At 43.1% G+C, this 17,263-nt stretch carries 19 protein-coding genes; 6 read left to right on the plus strand and 13 right to left on the minus strand.

Features of this window, described 5'->3' with window-relative positions; translation table 11 throughout:
• Positions 1 to 40 precede the first annotated feature (40 nt).
• Both ACYVRH_RS03460 and ACYVRH_RS03465 read right to left on the minus strand, forming a co-directional pair.
• Complete coding sequence (locus ACYVRH_RS03460; RefSeq protein WP_461255537.1) at positions 41 to 598, minus strand: nucleotidyl transferase family protein; 558 nt, start codon at positions 596 to 598, stop codon at positions 41 to 43.
• Positions 582 to 2,195, minus strand: a complete 1,614-nt coding sequence (locus tag ACYVRH_RS03465) for a tetratricopeptide repeat protein (RefSeq protein WP_461255538.1) — start codon at positions 2,193 to 2,195, stop codon at positions 582 to 584. Before ACYVRH_RS03465 ends, ACYVRH_RS03460 begins: the two co-directional genes overlap by 17 nt.
• Between ACYVRH_RS03465 and ACYVRH_RS03470 the strand changes: the two genes are divergently transcribed.
• Complete coding sequence (locus tag ACYVRH_RS03470; protein WP_461255539.1) at positions 2,170 to 3,465, plus strand: ABC transporter substrate-binding protein; 1,296 nt, start codon at positions 2,170 to 2,172, stop codon at positions 3,463 to 3,465. The two genes, ACYVRH_RS03465 and ACYVRH_RS03470, sit on opposite strands and share 26 nt — an antisense overlap.
• Positions 3,466 to 3,524: 59 nt before the next feature.
• Here ACYVRH_RS03470 and ACYVRH_RS03475 read toward each other — a convergent pair whose 3' ends face one another.
• From ACYVRH_RS03475 to ACYVRH_RS03505, 7 genes are all read right to left on the minus strand, one after another.
• Positions 3,525 to 5,108 (minus strand): NAD(P)H-hydrate dehydratase, encoded by a 1,584-nt coding sequence (locus tag ACYVRH_RS03475; protein WP_461255540.1) that lies wholly within the window; start codon positions 5,106 to 5,108, stop codon positions 3,525 to 3,527.
• Positions 5,109 to 5,143: 35 nt separating this feature from the next.
• Positions 5,144 to 6,037 carry an ATP synthase F1 subunit gamma gene (gene atpG / locus ACYVRH_RS03480; RefSeq protein WP_461255541.1) on the minus strand — a complete coding sequence of 298 codons (894 nt, stop codon included), beginning with the start codon at positions 6,035 to 6,037 and terminating at the stop codon, positions 5,144 to 5,146.
• Entirely contained in the window at positions 6,038 to 7,540 is a 1,503-nt protein-coding gene (gene atpA / locus ACYVRH_RS03485; RefSeq protein ID WP_461255542.1) for a F0F1 ATP synthase subunit alpha, read from the minus strand.
• A complete protein-coding gene (atpH, locus tag ACYVRH_RS03490; RefSeq protein ID WP_461255543.1) occupies positions 7,533 to 8,081 on the minus strand; it encodes an ATP synthase F1 subunit delta in 549 nt (182 codons plus the stop codon). Before atpH ends, atpA begins: the two co-directional genes overlap by 8 nt.
• A gap of 1 nt (position 8,082) precedes the next feature.
• A complete protein-coding gene (locus ACYVRH_RS03495) occupies positions 8,083 to 8,589 on the minus strand; it encodes an ATP synthase F0 subunit B (RefSeq protein ID WP_461255544.1) in 507 nt (168 codons plus the stop codon).
• A gap of 2 nt (positions 8,590 to 8,591) precedes the next feature.
• Entirely contained in the window at positions 8,592 to 8,822 is a 231-nt protein-coding gene (gene atpE, locus ACYVRH_RS03500) for an ATP synthase F0 subunit C (RefSeq protein ID WP_461251425.1), read from the minus strand.
• A 118-nt stretch (positions 8,823 to 8,940) separates the two neighbouring features.
• Entirely contained in the window at positions 8,941 to 9,666 is a 726-nt protein-coding gene (locus tag ACYVRH_RS03505; RefSeq protein WP_461255545.1) for a F0F1 ATP synthase subunit A, read from the minus strand.
• A gap of 64 nt (positions 9,667 to 9,730) precedes the next feature.
• Here ACYVRH_RS03505 and ACYVRH_RS03510 point away from each other — a divergent pair, with 64 nt between their 5' ends.
• Positions 9,731 to 10,051, plus strand: a complete 321-nt coding sequence (locus ACYVRH_RS03510) for a hypothetical protein (RefSeq protein WP_461255546.1) — start codon at positions 9,731 to 9,733, stop codon at positions 10,049 to 10,051.
• A gap of 334 nt (positions 10,052 to 10,385) precedes the next feature.
• Here ACYVRH_RS03510 and ACYVRH_RS03515 read toward each other — a convergent pair whose 3' ends face one another.
• The 3 genes from ACYVRH_RS03515 to ACYVRH_RS03525 all read right to left on the minus strand — a co-directional run bounded on the left by ACYVRH_RS03515 (position 10,386) and on the right by ACYVRH_RS03525 (position 14,189).
• Positions 10,386 to 10,562 (minus strand): hypothetical protein, encoded by a 177-nt coding sequence (locus ACYVRH_RS03515; RefSeq protein WP_461255547.1) that lies wholly within the window; start codon positions 10,560 to 10,562, stop codon positions 10,386 to 10,388.
• A 139-nt stretch (positions 10,563 to 10,701) separates the two neighbouring features.
• Positions 10,702 to 11,790: a hypothetical protein gene (locus tag ACYVRH_RS03520; RefSeq protein ID WP_461255548.1), complete on the minus strand. Its 1,089-nt coding sequence runs from the start codon at positions 11,788 to 11,790 to the stop codon at positions 10,702 to 10,704.
• A 911-nt stretch (positions 11,791 to 12,701) separates the two neighbouring features.
• Positions 12,702 to 14,189 (minus strand): IS1182 family transposase, encoded by a 1,488-nt coding sequence (locus tag ACYVRH_RS03525; protein ID WP_461255549.1) that lies wholly within the window; start codon positions 14,187 to 14,189, stop codon positions 12,702 to 12,704.
• Positions 14,190 to 14,417: 228 nt separating this feature from the next.
• Here ACYVRH_RS03525 and ACYVRH_RS03530 point away from each other — a divergent pair, with 228 nt between their 5' ends.
• The 3 genes from ACYVRH_RS03530 to ACYVRH_RS03540 are packed head-to-tail and all read left to right on the plus strand — an operon-like array spanning position 14,418 to position 16,210.
• The gene (locus ACYVRH_RS03530) at positions 14,418 to 15,251 is read left to right on the plus strand and encodes a virulence RhuM family protein (RefSeq protein ID WP_461255550.1); all 834 of its coding nucleotides are present in this window, start codon (positions 14,418 to 14,420) and stop codon (positions 15,249 to 15,251) included.
• 54 nt (positions 15,252 to 15,305) lie between these two features.
• A complete protein-coding gene (locus ACYVRH_RS03535) occupies positions 15,306 to 15,782 on the plus strand; it encodes a hypothetical protein (protein ID WP_461255551.1) in 477 nt (158 codons plus the stop codon).
• Between the two features lie 41 nt (positions 15,783 to 15,823).
• A complete protein-coding gene (locus ACYVRH_RS03540) occupies positions 15,824 to 16,210 on the plus strand; it encodes a PDDEXK nuclease domain-containing protein (RefSeq protein ID WP_461255552.1) in 387 nt (128 codons plus the stop codon).
• Between the two features lie 18 nt (positions 16,211 to 16,228).
• Here the strand turns inward: ACYVRH_RS03540 and ACYVRH_RS03545 are convergent, their stop codons facing one another.
• The gene (locus tag ACYVRH_RS03545) at positions 16,229 to 16,576 is read right to left on the minus strand and encodes a winged helix-turn-helix transcriptional regulator (RefSeq protein WP_461255553.1); all 348 of its coding nucleotides are present in this window, start codon (positions 16,574 to 16,576) and stop codon (positions 16,229 to 16,231) included.
• A gap of 143 nt (positions 16,577 to 16,719) precedes the next feature.
• On the opposite strand from ACYVRH_RS03545, the gene ACYVRH_RS03550 reads away from it, so the two are divergent.
• Positions 16,720 to 17,244, plus strand: a complete 525-nt coding sequence (locus ACYVRH_RS03550) for a nitroreductase family protein (protein ID WP_461255554.1) — start codon at positions 16,720 to 16,722, stop codon at positions 17,242 to 17,244.
• The last annotated feature ends 19 nt before the right edge of the window (positions 17,245 to 17,263 follow it).

Below are 17,263 nucleotides of genomic sequence, written 5' to 3' on the forward strand. Positions count from 1 at the left end.
TTGTTCCCGAACAAGTTCAATTACGCGCTTTCCACGCGCATCATGGATACGCTCTTCCCAGCATCTTTTGCGCCGCCTCAATATCTCCCGCGCTGATTGCGCTCCGGATGCGGCTTGAGCTGACAGGCAAAGCCCCTTCTGTAACTTTTGGTAAAATCTCTACCTGAATGTTATGCGAAGTAAAAAACTTCTGAATTGTCTCCGCGTCAGTGTCCTGTTGATAACCGCACCGGAAACCGCTTCCAACCGCGAAGAAACCGACATTGCCGCGCTTTAACAAAATATTTAAAAACTCAATACCCTTCATTTTTTTGAACTCTTCGGTAAAATCAATAACAACCGTTATCTTAATACCCATGCTTTTAAATATATCCAGTCTTTGATCAAAAGTTAAAATATTTCCGCTTTCAATTTTATGGTTATGCCTAAATGTGACAACAACAGGCGTTTTGTTTGCGTCATGTGAAACAATCCGCTTTAACAGCGCCTGATGACCAATATGTACGCCGTCAAAAATGCCTACAGTCATAGAAGAAGATTTTACGTTATGTGAAAATCCGTCTTCTAAAAACTTCTGCCATTCAATTATTTTCATCATTGGCGTTGTCATTAATCGACATGAGTTCTTCCAATTTTGTGCGGAAAAGCTCATAGTCCGGGGCAAGTCTTACCGCTCTTTTTACAAGGCGGATTGCCGATTTAATTTTTCCATTAACGTAATAAACAAGCCCCCATAAATAAAAAAGAGCCGGATCCGCTTTCGGTCGCGGCCTAATGGCGCATCTGAGTTTGTTGGAAGCTTCAAATTCTTTCGCGCTTCTGTCATAATTTTCAATACTAAACTCCCATTTTCCGGCAAGAGCGCGGGCTTCCCAGTCTTCTGTTCCAAGGAGGGACAGTTTTGGCATAAGAGCGGCAAGTTCCGGCATATTGTCTTGATTAAGGAAAATTTTCCCGGCGCTGACATAACGCGACAGAGCCTCTTTTTTATTTCCTGCCATTTCATGCGCGTTAGCCGCGTTAACTGCATATATGCCGTTTTCCGCGTTCATTTCAAAAGCTTTATCCCACGCTTCGGCTGAGTCAGCGTAATCTTTTAGTTCCCAAAGGCATTTTGCAAATAATGTGTAATAATCAATATCTTTATTTATATTTTGCTGATGTTTTATTATATATTCTTTTAACTCGGTAAATTTATTTAATTCATATAATATCTTTATTTTTTCAGTGCACGCTAATTTTCCTTCGGCTGAATCCGGCCATTGATCAAGAATAGCGTTAATAAATTCTTCTGCTGTTTTGTATTCTCTAAGCTGGAATGACATTCTTGCCGCAAGAAGCAGTTCTTTTTTTGTCCTTACGTCAGATACGGCGGAAACAGTACTAATAACTTCATCCCTTCGTTTCCACGCCCTGTTAATCTGATCCAGAGCCTTAACAGGTTCGTCCATTATGGCGTAAGTTTCGGCAAGCCTTAAACGCCCCTCGGCATTGATATTGGAATCGTCTGTCCATTTCTTATAGTATTCCTCTATTGATTTTATCCGCGTATCAACAGAGAGATAATCAAGCATCGCCTTACAAACATACTCATTTGATTCTTCGGCAGATTCATAAGAAGCCAAAGCAAAACCAAGCTTGCCATAAGCGATGGTATCGTCGGTTACTTCTCCCAGCCATTTGCCGTTTAGAAGAAAAATCAAACACGCGCCGCAGGTGATTATATTCATAGTAAAATTAATACCGTCAAAATCCGATATTTCAGTCCACGCAATAAGAGTTTTTGGCGCGTTATTCTTTACAACGTCAAGACGGAAATACCCCTTGCTGGAAACAAGCGCCAAATAATATGACTCCTCATCCATAATTCGAAAAATAATCCCGGCAGCCGAGTATCCGCCAAGAGTGTCCAATCTGATTTTTGCTTCTATTATGTGATCTTGAAATTCATAATCGGGCATATCTGCCCACGCGATACATTTTGCTTTTTTCAGGCCAAGCGTAAAAGAACCATTTGATAGGTAGGAATTATATGAAGATTCTGATTTAATATCAAAAGGAAGGTTTTTTGTTTTAGAAAAATCTATTGTCAACTTACCTTCGGAAGTGATGCCGTCCGCGTCATTATATCCCGGATTTATTTGCCGGATTTTATTGGAGAGCGTGTAAATGAGCCTTTTAGAAAAAGTAAGCATAGTTAAGATGTACCTTAAAAATCTAAAAAAGTCGATATGTAATATCAGCAGTATTGATATTATTATCATTATTACTTTGTTAATTTTGACCATATCCACATTAATCATGAAGTTGCCGGTTAAAAAGGAAGCCGAACCCAAACAGGTGAATCTTTATTTGTCTGTAAGCGGTGAAGAACTGTTTGGAAAAGAATTAATGGAAACATTAATATCGGAATTTGAAGAAAAAAATCCTGATATACGGCTTCTTTTTGCTAAGAGCGGCAGCGACAGCGATACTGATAGTGATACGGATATTGAACCGGACATCCTTTTTTTAATTGAAGGTGATTACAGCGCCCTTATCGCCGAAAACGCCTTGATGGAATTGAATTCATTTACTAACTACGAATCTGGCACGCGTCAAATGGCAATCCCTCTTGTCTCTTTTATGGATATGCTTTTTTACAATATTGATATCCTTACAGCCGCCGGTTTTGACCATCCGCCAAGGAACAGGGATGAATTTATTATTTATGCAAGAAAAGTCTCCCGAGGCAATTTCGGCGCGGCGGGATACGCGTTAAGTTTGAGCCAAAACGACAGTCAGGCTCTGTCTAGGGATATTTTTTCATGGATATGGGCGGCTGGCGGCGGCTTCTGGCCTGAGGAGGGAATCACTCCGACACTAACCAGGGCAATGACCAATGATCTTTCATTTTTTAGCGCTCTCAACCGTGAAGGAGTTTTAGCGCCGGATGTTTTTGAAACAACAGGCGATCAACGCCTTGATTCGTTTATTAGCGGAAAGATTGCAATGATGATCGCTTCTACACGTACAATTCCGTACTTAAGAGCGAAAATGGGAGACAACGTATTTGGCGTAACAACAATTCCCAGTCCGGAAACCGGAGGAAAGTACAACATAGGCATTTCCTCTATTTATACCGGCATATCCGCCAACACATCTCACCCGGATAAAGCGTGGAGTTTTCTTGCGTTTCTTGCTGAGAAAAGCCCTCTTCTTTGCGCTGAGTTAAAAGCTGTTCCCGGCATGGTTTCCAGCATTATTCCCGGTAATTATGTAAGCGATGATCTTTTCTATTCCAAAGCATGGGATATTTTTGAAGCGTCAGTAATCGCAGAAAGTTTTTCAGGAAAACCTGACGCGCAAAAATACGAAACTATTTTTTTAGAAGAATTGCGGCTTATGTTTGAAAGCAACCATACTGTACTGCAAACTACAGCCGCAATTCGGCAAAGATGGAATGAAGTTCCCAAGTTGAGGTAGCGGCTTCCTTCAAAATATATCAAGTAAAATGAAGGCATTTAAATTTAAATAGTAGGTTTTTATTTGTTTATTACGCTTTTTATCACTTTAGGGATATACCGTATCAGATCACTCGCCAGTACGGAATATTCAGTAAGGGCTAAACCGGCAAACCACCCGGCTTCTCCGTGCAAATACGCGCCAAGAATTGCCGCCTCGAAGCAAGTGCAGCCCTGCGCGATAAGGGAGACAATGATGCCGCTGAGTACGTCTCCCGTTCCGGCCTTCGCAAGAGCGGAATTTCCAAAAGGAAGAATGACTGCGGTTCCTTTCGCGTTGACAGCCAAAGAAGGGCTTCCCTTCAATAAAATATTTACATTTAATTGCGCCGCACAGTCCCTAAGCTTGTTTATCCTGTCGAGCGGTTCATCGGGCAAATCGCCAAAAAGCCTTTTCCACTCTCCCATGTGCGGGGTAATGACAATCTCCCCCTTGTGCCCTGCAAACTCCGGTAAACACCCAACAAACGCGTTCAGACCGTCTGCGTCAATTACAGCAGGTTTATCTATTTTACCGATAAGTTCCCGCACAAGAGACGCGCTCTGCTGGTCTCTTGACAACCCGGAACCGACGCAAAGAGCGTCCATACGCTCGCAGAGAGACAGGACTTCATTCAGCGCGGATGCCGCGCAAGCGCCGGATGCAGTTTCAGCTAACGGATGCAAAACAGGTTCAGTAACCTTAACGGACAATGTATTAATAAGTGATTCAGGGACAGCCAAATGAACCATTCCACATCCGCTGCGTAACGCTGCAATGGACGCAAGCGCGGCAGAGCCGGTCATTCCGCGCGAACCGCACACAAGAAGCGCAAGCCCGTGATCAATTTTTGATCCGGTTTCCTTACGTGCGGGCAGGATACGATTGAAGAAATTAATGTCAGGCAGAAAAATCCCGAGGGACTGCTCTTTTACAATATCCGCCGGATAACCCAAATCGGCGACTTGTAATTCACCGACATAAGCCCTGCCGGGGTAAAAAAATTGTCCCAATTTAAGAAATCCGGCAGACACGGTACAATCGGCTTTTATACATGAAGAAGTACATTTTCCGTTGTCGCAATCAAGCCCCGATGGAGTATCAACCGCTAAAACGAAAGCCTTGCTGGAGTTCACAGTCTTAATCAGCTCAGCGTACAATCCGCGAGGTTCTCCGTTCGCACCGATTCCAAGCATCGCGTCGATTATCAAACTGTAATTGTTAAAATCGGGTAATTTTTCATTGCTTGTAAGTATGCGAACGACGCCGTTTTCTAAACTGGCGTAATCCTTAAACGCCAATGCAGATTCACCGATTAATTCTTTGGTATCGCAAAGAGAAAAACAATCAACATTAATTCCTGCTTCTTGCAGTAGCCGCGCCGCGACATAGCCGTCTCCGCCGTTATTACCCTTACCGCATATTACCGCTATATTTTTATTCCCATCTTTCACGGCTGTCTTATCTAACATAGCCAACGCCGCTTGATAAATATGCTTGCCGGCGGCGCACATATAAGAGTACCCGGTATCGGTATTGCCGTTTATCGCCAGTTGATCAACAAGCTTCATTCGGGCGGTGGTGAGAACACTGTTTATATTTCTAAATTGAGTCGCCTCTGCCATAAAATGCTCCACCTCAAAAACATTCGGTATAAATACTAATGATCAGCTAACGCCGTGGAACCGCCGGTAATCTCCGCCATTTCCTGCGTAATACCCGCCTGACGCGCGCGGTTGTAACTTATTTTCAGTGAACCAAGCATATCTTCGGCGCTTTTGGAAGCCTCGTCCATCGCGTTCATGCGGGCGCTTTGTTCGCTGGCGTGAGATTCAACCATCGCCCCGTAAATAACGCCCTTAATATACTGAGGAACCAGCGTGTCAAACACCGCCCCCGTAGACGGCAAAAATTCAAATTTTAAATCCACTCTTTTCTCGCCGCCGATTTCAAAAATATCATGTTGAATCTTTTCTTTTACAAGAGGAATAATTTGATGTTCTGTTGGCAGAAGTTTTACCATACTGTACATGTGGGTATACACAATATGTATCGAATCAAACATTCCCCAAAGATACTGCGAGGTCACATAACCGGTAACTTCTCCTGCGTGTTCCAAAGTAGGCAACTGCGAATGGAAAGAAAAATTTTCCAGAATTGTATAATGAGTATGAGAAAAATAGCGATAAGCGATTGCGCCGCCGATAAGTATCAGAACCGGATTTTGCACTTTTGCGCAAAGCTCGTTTACAAGACGAAAAATATTCGCGTTATAACCGCCGGCAAGCCCCTTGTCGCTGGTTATTACAATTATCGCTGTACGGCCGGATTTTAAATCATCTGGTTTCTTAAAAAATTTGCTCTCAATATGATTCTCACTCGAAAGAATATCGTACATGGATTTTTGAATCCTGTTAAAATACGGCATGGTATCCGCGAGCATTTTTCGCCCTTTGCGCAATTTTGCAGTAGAGATAAGATTCATCGCCTTAGTAACTTTCAATGTCTGTTCGATAGCCCGCATCCGCAGGCGCACGTCCCTTAGGCTCGCCATTTATTTTCTCTCCGCTTTAAAAGATTTTACCGTTACGCGCAATTCTTCTTCCTGCTGATCTGAAACAACTCCCGTCTCCGAAATGCTCTTCATTAAATCAGCCTTTTGTTCTTTAAGGTATAACAAAAAATCTTTTGCAAACGCGGAAACATTTTCAGTTTTAATATCAAGAAGAAATCCCTCCACCGCGAGAAAAAGAACGACAATCTGTATTTCCAGCGGATGAGGCGAATACTGCGGCTGTTTCAGCACTTCCATAAGCCTTTCGCCCTGCGCAAGTTTGTCCTGAGTTGCCTTGTCCAAATCGCTGCCGAATTGCGCAAACGCCGCCATCTCTCGGTACTGGGCAAGATCGAGTCTGAGTCGGCCTGAAATTTTTCGCATTGTTTTTGTCTGCGCTGAACCACCGACACGGCTTACCGAAAGACCTACGTCAATCGCCGGACGGAAACCAGAATTAAACAATTCAGAATCAAGAAATATCTGTCCGTCAGTTATCGAAATTACGTTGGTGGGAATGTAAGACGAAATGTCGCCCGCTTGTGTTTCAACAATGGGCATCGCGGTAATTGAGCCGCCGCCCTTTGTCTGCGCCAGTTTTGCCGCCCGTTCCAAAAGCCGCGAATGTAGGTAAAATACGTCACCGGGAAAAGCCTCGCGTCCCGGCGGGCGGCGCAGAAGCAAACTGATTGCGCGGTAAGCGACGGCGTGTTTGGAAAGATCATCGTAAATTACAAGCACGTCTTTTCCCTGATGCAAAAAATGTTCCGCCATTGCGACCGCCGAATAAGGCGCGATGTATTGAAGAGCCGCCGAATCTGAAGCAGACGCAAGCACTACAAAGGTGTAGTCCATCGCGCCGTGTTTCTCAAGGTTATCAACAATTGCCACTACCGAAGACGACTTCTGCCCGATAGCGCAATACACGCAAATAACATTTTTTCCTTTTTGATTAATTATCGTATCAATAGCGATTGCGGTTTTTCCCGTTTGGCGGTCGCCGATTATCAGCTCACGCTGTCCGCGCCCGATGGGGATCATCGCGTCTATGGAAAGGCATCCTGTTTGAAGCGGAGTGTCCACGCTTCCACGGTCGATTACAGGCGCGGCGGGAGCCTCCATCGGCATAAATGCTTCGGCTGTTATAGGACCCTTTCCATCAAGAGGTTCGCCAAGCGGATTTATCACCCTGCCAAAGAACGCGTTACCTGAAGGAATAGACACAACCCTGCCGGTTCGTTTTACTTCTTCGCCGTCTTTAACCAAGTCTTCGCCCGTTAAAATTACGCAGCCGGCGTTCTCTTCCTCAAGATTGAAAACAATTCCATGGGCGCCGGAGGCAAATTCAACCATCTCTCCGTAGACTGCGTCGTTAAGACCGTAGACGGTGGCGACAGAATCGCCTACCTGAACAACAAAGCCCGAACTGCCGGACAAAGCCACGCCCTTCCAATTTTCAATTCGCTCTTTTAAAACTCTCGTTAAATCATCGTAGTTAGCCATTGCGGCCTCCTGTACTCTCTTTTAAATGAACCGCCATATCTTCCAATTGCCCCTTTAAACTTGCGTCAATATAATGACTGCCAATCCGCAGAAGGTAACCGCCCAGCAGTTCAGGTCTGAGGCGCATTTTCATTTTAACGCCCGACGCGCCGGTTTTCTCTTTTATCATTCGCGTCATTTCTTCTTCAAAGCCGCTGTCCGCAGGAGTTGCGGATTCAACAGTAACGTCAAGTATCCCGTTTTGCTCATTCAGACCTTGTTCAATCTTTTGCAGAACCAAACCAATTTGCGCAAAACGTTTTTTTTCAACTAACAGACACAGGAAGCGTATCGCGTACTCAATGGCGGGAGTTACTTGTGGGATAGATGCGGCGCTTTCTCTCAGTACTTTTTCAAGTTTTGCCGAGGCGTTGTGTCCGAAAAAAACGCCGTGTACGGTTTTAATCTGCGCGGAAAGCGCCGTAAGGCATAAAAACGCCTCGTTTGCGTCCGCGCCCGAAACGGCCAAAAACGCGCTTGCCCAACGTTGTGCGTGAAACACTTTAGCCCTTTCCTTTTTGCGCCGTCGCTGGAAGCGCAAGCTCGTCCAACAGCATATTCACATAACGCCTGTTGTCATCGCCAGAAAAGTCCTTCGCGGCAAGTTTTGCGGAGACGGCTATTATCAAAGCTGCGGCTTCAAGTTTGAACTTCGTAAGCGCCGCCTGACGTTCCATCTCAATCTGTTTAAGCGCGGCGGCTGTCATATCCTCTACGGAACGCTGACCTTCGGCAATAATCGACTGAGACTGACGCTCGGCGTCTTGATGCGCTATTTTTAAAATTTCATGAGCTTCCGCTTCGACGTTTTTCAGTTTGTCTTCGTATTCTGCAAGCAGTTTCTTCGCCGCTTCTTCGTCCTTCTGCGCCTGATCAATCGAGTCTTGAACGCGTTTTGCCCGCTCCGCCATGAACTTTGTTACCGGCTTAAACAATATCGCCTTTAATACAAAAAACAGAATCGTGATATTGATAATGGTAATTATAAATGTGACGGAAAAATCAAGCATAATTAACCCAATCTTGTGATTAGAAGAATCGAAATAACCAACCCGTAAATCGCCGTCGATTCAGCTAACGCCACGCCGACAAAGAACATCGGCGTCATTTTTCCGGTTGCCTCCGGCTGGCGCGAAATCGCCTGCAAAAAACCCGATGTCGCAATGCCGATGCCGATACCGGCTCCCAGTCCCGTGACTACCGCGATACCCGCGCCAATCGCAATCAATACTGTCAAATCCATAATTTAACCTCTTTTTTTATGCCGCGTGAGCGGCTAGTTATATCGAAGTCTCCGCAACGCGGAGACAAACCCCCTTTTTATTCATACCCGATCTATTTAAGTGATCAGTAAAATAATTCTATATTTCTTCATTAATTTTTACCGCCTCGCCGATATACAGGCTTGTCAAAAACACAAATATTGCCGCTTGAATCAATCCGTCAAAAAAATCAAAGTAGAGCGATAAAGCGACGGGAAGTGCAAGCGGAAACAGTCCCTCGATCATGCTCATCAGCACATAACCGCCTAACATATTTCCAAATAACCGCAGGGCAAGTGAGATAAGCCGCGTACCGTATTCCATAATATTGAAGGGAAACATAAACGGAACAGGTTTAAAAAGTTTTAAAACCCAGCCTCTTACCCCTCGCGCCGCAAACCCGCAGACAAGAACAAGCAAAATTGAAATGATAGCAAGTGCCGCCGTTACGTTGATGTCCCTTGTGGGGGGGCGGATTTCAAACATCGGAACAAATTCGTGTCCAAAGGCTTTCAGTCCCAGTGGCGACAAAACAGAGAGAATGTTAGCAAGGAGCAGGAACAAAAAGAGCGACCCCATGTATGGGCCAAGATATTTCGCAAATGGGCCAAATTGATTTTTCGCGAAGTTGTTCAGGAACTCGACCGCAGTTTCCAAAATCGCCTGCGGCCCTGTGGGAACCTCTTTGAGTTTGCGCGTAAGAATGAGCGATACGGCAATTAGTATGAGCATTACTACCCATGAAATTATGACTGTTTCGGTTATGGGTATTTTAGTGTTGAATAGAGAAAGAGTAAAAACGGTTTTTATCTCAAGAGCTTTCATATACCCCTGCCGGAAATCTTTTATATTTATAGAAGTATACTATAGTGGGAGAATATGTTCAATTATGGAATTTATTGATTTTTGGCTAAATAATGATGTATTTAGTCACTTTCTACACGATGTATGCCCAAAGAATTTATTTAGTACAGGCGGACAGGCTGCGCACGCTGTAAAAACTTCGGAGGAAACCGCCTACGAGCCTTTCCAGCGACTGAACAGCGTGGGTAGAAAGTTTTATCTAGGGTTTGTCGCCGGACGTTTTTTCTCTGAATTTTCTTTGTTTTATTCCAAAGTCTCTACGGCGGGGAATTCCGAAAGATGTTTTTACATCGCGCGCAGCCTGCCCGCCTGTACTCAAGAATTTTATTCGGCATACATCTTCTAGCGGTAATAGGCATTTTATCACTTAGTGATCTTTGTATCTTCGTGATCTTCGTGTGAAAATTTTTTGGGAAATAATTAATTATTTGACTACCGCCCACACCACACCGCTGCTAATTACCGCCGTAACCGGAATCGCTATTAGCGTAAAAGTCCTGCGAGAAGGCAGCCGGCGAGGAAAGCGAATAGGGTGAAGGCGATGAATTGTTTCATTCAATTTTAAATCTCCTTACGAAGAAACTCACACAAAGATCACGAAGGGACAAAGATCACAAAGAAGGTACACTTGGAAAAAGCGTTAGCTGCAACTATTGCGCCTCCTTTTTACATAAACCAAACTACCCCATATCTAGTGCCGCCGATTTGTCAACGGCACTATGAAATTTGGGTATCAGGCACGTTGCGTTTACTGTTTGTAAATCGTTGTCTATTGAAGAAAAGTCCTGTGAGTAGGCAGCCTGCGAGAAAAGCGAGGAGAAGATACAGAATAGGGCGAAGGCGACGAATTGTTTCATTCAAGTTTAAATCTCCTTTTGAAAAAACGTAAAAGGGTGACTCCTCTTTTGTTTAATCTTATTAAAAAGTGTGCATGACACTGTTGCGTTCATAGTAGTTTAAGGGAACCGCTTATCAGCAGTTCCCTTTGGTTTTTTCTTAATTGTCGTCCCAGTACGCTATATGAGGAAGAAAACTGCCGCCGTCGTAGTTGCAGCCCACGGCGACAAATTTGCCATTACCATAGGCAATTCCAAGGATTTGTGATTTGGTGGCAATGGAGTTGCTTGTGTTAAATGTTGTGTTCGCTATAGCAGTCCAATAATTGCCTCCTGCGCCGTTTTCGTCGGGGTCAGACAAATACGCCGCTTTGCCGTTAGATCCCACGGCGACAAACTTTCCGTTGCCATAGGTGATGGCACTGCCACCCCCTATGGTGTTGTCCATTGGTATGTCGCCTAGTCTGTCGATCCATATTATGCCATCAGTCGATTCCGCGACTTTGTCTTGGCCCACGGCGACAAACCTGAGGAAGCCCCATGCGATGCCGGAGATGTTTCTACCGAATTTGGTGTCCGCTACAGCAGTCCATGTTACGCCGTCAGACGAATATGCCATTTTTCCAAGATAGCCCACGGCGACAAACTTGGCGGTTCCCGCTCCCCAATAGTCGTCGCTATATGCGATGCCCAGTATGTTGTTGTTGACGTTGCCGAATATGTCATTTACGAATACTCTTGTCCATGTTACGCCGTCAGACGAATACGCAATACTTCCGTCTTCCCCTGCGACAAACTTTTCCTGTCCGGCAGCACCGCCCCAGGCGATGGCGTTGGCACTGCTTGCGGTAGTTACGGCTGTCCATGTTACGCCGTCAGACGAATATGCTATTTTAGAGTAGCCCACGGCGACAAACTTGCCGTTGCCATAGGTGATGGCTTCGATGTAACCTAATTTGCTGTCCGCTACGGTTGTCCATGTTATTCCGTCAGACGAATATGCCATTTTGCCGTCATCGCTTCCTGCGACAAACTTTTCCTGCCCGGCAGCGCCGCCCCATGCTATTGCCTGGATTTTGCCTGTACCGAATGTGGTGTTTGTTACGGCTTTCCATGTTACGCCATTGTCTTTTTTGCCGCCATTGTCATCATCATCGCCGCCACAAGCCGCCATTGAAAACCCGATTACCGCTGCAATGGCGATAATCCCGATCAGTTGTACCAAAGGTACATTGCTTTTGTTTTTCATAAAAAACTCCTTAAAATTGATATATGAAAAAGCCTTATGCGATCGAAGGTCGTGCGACCTTCGGTCGCTTGGCGTTTTCCCAAAGATTGGAAAATGAGAAATACTATTATTTTTTGATGAAAAAACAGTGTTAAGTGGTTTGTGTAGTTGACACGATTTTTGTTAGGTGAGTATAATTGTGTTGCGTGTTGCGTGTTGCGTGTTGCGTGTTGCGTGTTGCGTGTTGCGTGTTGCGTGTTGCGTGTTGCGTCGGACTGAAGCATTTTTATATAAGTGGGGATTTTATTTGTCCTCTCACCGTGCCGCATTTGTCCGTGAACGCCCCTTGACGGGGCGCAGTTGTTTGGGTGTGCCTGTTGCGTGTTGCGTTCACGGCTTAAAATTGTCTGACCACTAAAGTGGTCAGACAATTTTAAGCTTGGAGTTTGATTTTTATCGGTAAAATGGGCGGTTTCTTTGCCTTTCATTTGATGCCTCATACTGCTAATATATCTCATTTTTGCAGTTTTTTCAGGTTCATGCTATAAAATTATTTATTTTGAGTGAAAATTACAAATACATGGGAAAATGCTCTTTTTTGCGAGGAAATAGGGGGAAATGCCTATTAGCGGTACAAGATGTATGCCAAATAAATTCCTTGAGTACAGTCAGGGCAGGCTGCGCATGGCAAAAACATCTTCTGTGGGTTCCCCGCCGTAGAGACTTTGAAATAAAACAAAGAAAATTCAGAGAATAAAAGTTCAGCGACAAACCCACGATAAAGCCTTCTACCTACCGCTATATAGTCGCTGAAAAGGCTCGAAGCAGACTGTGTCAATTCTTTTTATATGCAACCGATTTTAGCTCATGAAAGCAGGGTACAAGTTCCAAGAATACGCTATTGCCGGAAATAACAGAGCATGGCAGAACCTCTATGCCATGTTTTCTATCAGTTTTCCACATCCAAGTATGTTTATTACCCGTTTTAAGTTATAAGCGAGAAAAGCAAGTGAAAATTCTCCCAGCACGTTCCTGAACCCTTTCGTCAGACAATATCCGCTGTCCATGCTTCGCTTAATCGTCCCAAACGGATGCTCTACAATGGATTTCCTTTGCCTGATTATTTCTTTGTCAGGCTTAATGCGTATCTGTTTTACTGAAAGATCCCGGTCATTATAATCTTTTGAAAAATCCTCTTTGTCCATAGGAATCTTATATTGAAAGCGGCCGCGCGGGTCCGTGGTGCACTTGCACGCGCATCGAGCGCATGCCCGATAGTTGTAAAATACTCCTATTGGCCCTTTTTGTTTATGCGTCGTTTGATATGCCGGGTACAGCACATTCCCCATCGGGCACAGGGCGATATTCCGTTCTGCTATGTATACGCATCTGCCTTTATGATGCGAGCTTATGTCGCTTGCTTCCCCTTCTTTAGCGGGCACGCAGACGTCAAAATCCGTCCCGGCGACATGCGCGTCCACGCCTTGATTTCTCGCGCTCATTATGTCCGCTATGCTTTCATATCCGGCGTCGGCGACCACCGTTATCGCCCGCGTCCCCAACAGCTTCTGGGAGGCGTTTGCCATCGGCGTGATGAAGTTCTTGTCGTTCCCCTGGTTGCTCGCTTCAAACTCAACTATAAGCTTGTTTTTGGCGTCTACCGCCGTCTGCACGTTATAGCACACGTCCATCTTTTGGCTGTTGGTCGTCATCAGACGGCTGTCCGCGTCGGTCAGAGACTTCTGCTTTTCCCCAGTCTTCTCAAGCTCGTCCGCGTATCCCTGATAACGCTCTTTGCGTTCCTTAAGCCCGCTTATAATTTGGGCTATTTCCTCTTTTGTTTTTTCACCGCCGGCGGCGTCTTCCGCCGCGTCGTTGCTCTCCAGCTCTTTTAGATACTCGTCTATCTTTGCCGCAATCGATATTATCTTGTCCCGTATCTGTTTCTCCGTAAAATTGCGCTTGCGGGAATTTACCGCTTTGAACTTGCTTCCGTCTACGGCTATCAGTTCCCTGCCGTAAAGGCCCATCCTCACGCACAGCGCCACAAAATCACGGAATACGTTTTTCAGCGCTTTGCCGTTGTCATGCCGAAACCGCGCTATCGTTTTATGATCCGGCGACAGTTTCCCCGTCAGCCATATGACTTCCAGGTTCCGTTTGCTTTCCGCCTCAAGACGCCGCGACGAGCGTATCCGGTTCATATAGCCGTACACGTACAGTTTTAATATGTCTTTCGGATCGTACATGGGGCGGCCAGTCCCGTTAGGATCAGCCTTGGCGAACCCTAATTCGCCCAGGTTAAGATTGCTTACATAGGCGTCTATTACGCGTACCGCGCTATTCCAATCTACGTAATCGTCTACCGTATCCGGCAGCATTATCGTCTGATGCCGGGCTTCGCCGCTGATAAATTCCATGCGCCCCTCCGTGTCTGTCATAATATTTTATTATATTATTTATCAAAAAACTAGTTTCTTTGTACTTTTGACACAGTCTGGGGGGAACGCTCCACAAAACACGGCGTAGCCTTGTAGAACTTCAACCGAGACCGTAGGTCGAAGATTCCCCTCTTGATGAAAAATGTAGCATAGTATTGCTCATTTTTACCCCTTCTTTTTTTTTGAACATTGTTATAATGTAAATCAATGGGTAAAAGCGAATTAGTATTGTATCAACCCGATAACTCTATTGCGGTCGAAGTCAGACTTGAAGATGAAAATGTCTGGCTAAACAGACAGCAAATATCCGTTTTATTCGATAGGGATATAAAAACCATCGGAAAACATATCAATAATGCGTTGAATGAAGAACTGGCAAATTTTTCAGTTGTCGCAAATTTTGCGACAACTGCCGCAGACGGTAAAGTATATCAAGTGGAATACTATAATCTCGACATGATTTTGTCGATAGGTTATAGGGTAAAATCAAATCGTGGAATTCAGTTTAGAATATGGGCTAACCATGTTTTGAAAAACTATTTAATGAAGGGCTATGCGGTCAACAAAAGGTTTGAACGCTTAGAAAATCGTGTAACTAAAACCGAAGAAAAAATAGATTTTTTTGTAAAAACCGCACTGCCTCCAGTACAAGGTATTTTTTATGAAGGGCAAATTTTTGACGCTTATATTTTCGCTTCAAATTTGATAAAATCGGCAAAGAAGTCTATAGTTTTAATTGATAACTACATAGATGAAAGCGTTTTATTCTTGCTGTCCAAACGGCAAACAAAAGTCAGCGCACAGATTTATACAAAACGTATATCCGCACAATTACAGTTGGACTTAAAAAAGCATAATTCACAGTATGAACCGATACATATTAATACATCAGACGCTTTCCATGATCGCTTTTTAGTGATTGATAATACAGTATATTTTATAGGCGCTTCACTTAAAGACTTGGGCAAAAAACTGTTTGCTTTTTCAAAAATGGAAATCAAACATACGGAACTTTTATCTGCAAGAAAGAACGGTAATTAAAATATAATATATTAAGAAAAATGGAGGACTTGAATGAAATAATATTATAGAATTATGTTAGGTTCGAAAAGTATATATGCGGATGAATGTTATAAAGGTAATTTTTTTGGTGCTAGTTACGGTATAAATGATGATTTAACGGAAAAATTACCAGATAATTGGAAATTATTTAATGCTAAATATATCCCAATTTATTTAGATAAAAATAAGAATAAAACTAAGGTCGCTGCAGGTTTAAGTTGTGGGCAATTATGGACTATTTGTAAAGGAATAAAAATAGGTGATATAATAATTTGCCCTGATGGTTCTGGTTTTTATTATATTGGAGAAGTTACATCGGATTATTATTTCATAAAAGATGAAACATTACCTCATAGGAGAAATGTGAAATGGTTAAGTAATAAAATAGAAAGAATAAATATGTCTGATGGATTAAAAAATCAACAGGTGCAATTGGAACTGTATCAGATATTACAAAATATGCCGATGAAATTGAAACATTTATACAAGGGAAAAATAATCCAAATATAATATCAAATGATGATACAATTGAAGATCCGGCAGCATTCGCAATGGAAAAACATTTAGAGGAATTCTTAATTGAAAATTGGAATCAAACAGAATTAGGTAAAAATTATGATATTTTTTCAGAAGATGGTGAAATAATAGGGCAACAGTATAATACGGAAATTGGTACAATTGATATATTGGCTATAAGTAAAGATAAAAAGACATTATTAGTTGTAGAATTAAAAAAAGGCAGGACGAGTGATGTTGTTGTTGGGCAAATACAACGTTATATGGGTTTTATTAAAGAAGAATTGTTAGAACCTCATCAAGATGTTAAAGGTATAATAATTGCATTAGATGATGATAAAAGAATTAAATATGCGTTAAATGTAACCAATAATATTGAATTTTATAGATATAAAATTGATTTTAAATTAATTAAGAGTTGAAAATTTCTGGGTGTTTTTTTATTTTACCCATTTTTCACCCCATAAATACATCTTCATAATAATTTCTTTCAAATCCTCTCCCTTTTCAGTTAAGGAATATTCAACTGTCGCAGGAACGGTGGCAAAAACTTTTCTGTTAATGAGTTTGTTTTCTTCCAATGAACGCAAACTAATGGTAAGGGATTTAGCGTTAATGTCATGCAGAAGCCGCCTTAATTCGCCAAATCTTTTTTTCCCTGGAAAAAGATTTTTGAGAATAAGAAAGCCCCATTTGCCCCCAATTACATTGAGCGTTTTTTCAACACAACATTCCACAGTACCGCAAGTTTCCGCAAAAATTTCCTGTTCTTTTGTTTTTGTAACCATTTTATCACCTACTTTCTTAAAGTAACTTATATTACCATAAGGTAACAATATGAAAAATATGTAATTACTTGACAGAATAAATCAGCAATAATATATTGTCAATATGTTCTATGAAAAATTTTACATATTGGAGGTAATAAATCATGAACAAAAGCTTTTTGGATCTCGCCAAAAGTCGGTATTCAGTACGAAAGTACGAGAATAGGGCAGTTGAAAAGGAAAAATTAACCGCTATTTTGGAAGCCGGGCACGTTGCACCTACGGCGGCTAACCAACAGCCTTGTATATTCCTTGTCCTTAATAAAGAGGAATCAATCGAAAAACTTTGTAAGGCTTGCAGTCCGCATGGCGCTCCGCTTGCCATTATTATTTGTGCGGAAAAAAGTAGCGCTTGGGTACGCCCATTTGACAAAGCCAATATGAGCGAGATTGACAGCACAATAGCCACTGACCATATGATGATGTGTGCCCAGGATTTAGGGCTTTCTTCTTGTTGGATAACATATTTTGACCCTAAAATCGTCCGCAAGGAATTTAATATACCCGATGGTATTATACCTTTCAATATCCTTGCTGTCGGTTATGGAGCAGACGAGCCACAATCTCCAGACAGGCACGAACAAACCCGAAAACCGCTTGATTCTATAGTCAAATATTCGTCGTTTTAATATTTTGGGGTGGGTGGCG

Source organism: Treponema sp. R80B11-R83G3, from assembly GCF_054786115.1.

What these genes read in the sequence shown, in the direction of transcription:
- ACYVRH_RS03460 (WP_461255537.1), bottom strand. Translation starts at nt 598, where the DNA reads ATGATGAAAATAATTGAATGGCAGAAGTTTTTAGAAGACGGATTTTCA.
- ACYVRH_RS03470 (WP_461255539.1), top strand. Translation starts at nt 2,170, where the DNA reads ATGAGCCTTTTAGAAAAAGTAAGCATAGTTAAGATGTACCTTAAAAAT.
- ACYVRH_RS03465 (WP_461255538.1), bottom strand. Translation starts at nt 2,195, where the DNA reads ATGCTTACTTTTTCTAAAAGGCTCATTTACACGCTCTCCAATAAAATC.
- ACYVRH_RS03475 (WP_461255540.1), bottom strand. Translation starts at nt 5,108, where the DNA reads ATGGCAGAGGCGACTCAATTTAGAAATATAAACAGTGTTCTCACCACC.
- atpG (WP_461255541.1), bottom strand. Translation starts at nt 6,037, where the DNA reads ATGGCGAGCCTAAGGGACGTGCGCCTGCGGATGCGGGCTATCGAACAG.
- atpA (WP_461255542.1), bottom strand. Translation starts at nt 7,540, where the DNA reads ATGGCTAACTACGATGATTTAACGAGAGTTTTAAAAGAGCGAATTGAA.
- ACYVRH_RS03495 (WP_461255544.1), bottom strand. Translation starts at nt 8,589, where the DNA reads ATGCTTGATTTTTCCGTCACATTTATAATTACCATTATCAATATCACG.
- atpE (WP_461251425.1), bottom strand. Translation starts at nt 8,822, where the DNA reads ATGGATTTGACAGTATTGATTGCGATTGGCGCGGGTATCGCGGTAGTC.
- ACYVRH_RS03505 (WP_461255545.1), bottom strand. Translation starts at nt 9,666, where the DNA reads ATGAAAGCTCTTGAGATAAAAACCGTTTTTACTCTTTCTCTATTCAAC.
- ACYVRH_RS03510 (WP_461255546.1), top strand. Translation starts at nt 9,731, where the DNA reads ATGGAATTTATTGATTTTTGGCTAAATAATGATGTATTTAGTCACTTT.
- ACYVRH_RS03515 (WP_461255547.1), bottom strand. Translation starts at nt 10,562, where the DNA reads ATGAAACAATTCGTCGCCTTCGCCCTATTCTGTATCTTCTCCTCGCTT.
- ACYVRH_RS03520 (WP_461255548.1), bottom strand. Translation starts at nt 11,790, where the DNA reads ATGAAAAACAAAAGCAATGTACCTTTGGTACAACTGATCGGGATTATC.
- ACYVRH_RS03525 (WP_461255549.1), bottom strand. Translation starts at nt 14,189, where the DNA reads ATGGAATTTATCAGCGGCGAAGCCCGGCATCAGACGATAATGCTGCCG.
- ACYVRH_RS03530 (WP_461255550.1), top strand. Translation starts at nt 14,418, where the DNA reads ATGGGTAAAAGCGAATTAGTATTGTATCAACCCGATAACTCTATTGCG.
- ACYVRH_RS03535 (WP_461255551.1), top strand. Translation starts at nt 15,306, where the DNA reads ATGTTAGGTTCGAAAAGTATATATGCGGATGAATGTTATAAAGGTAAT.
- ACYVRH_RS03540 (WP_461255552.1), top strand. Translation starts at nt 15,824, where the DNA reads ATGGAAAAACATTTAGAGGAATTCTTAATTGAAAATTGGAATCAAACA.
- ACYVRH_RS03545 (WP_461255553.1), bottom strand. Translation starts at nt 16,576, where the DNA reads ATGGTTACAAAAACAAAAGAACAGGAAATTTTTGCGGAAACTTGCGGT.
- ACYVRH_RS03550 (WP_461255554.1), top strand. Translation starts at nt 16,720, where the DNA reads ATGAACAAAAGCTTTTTGGATCTCGCCAAAAGTCGGTATTCAGTACGA.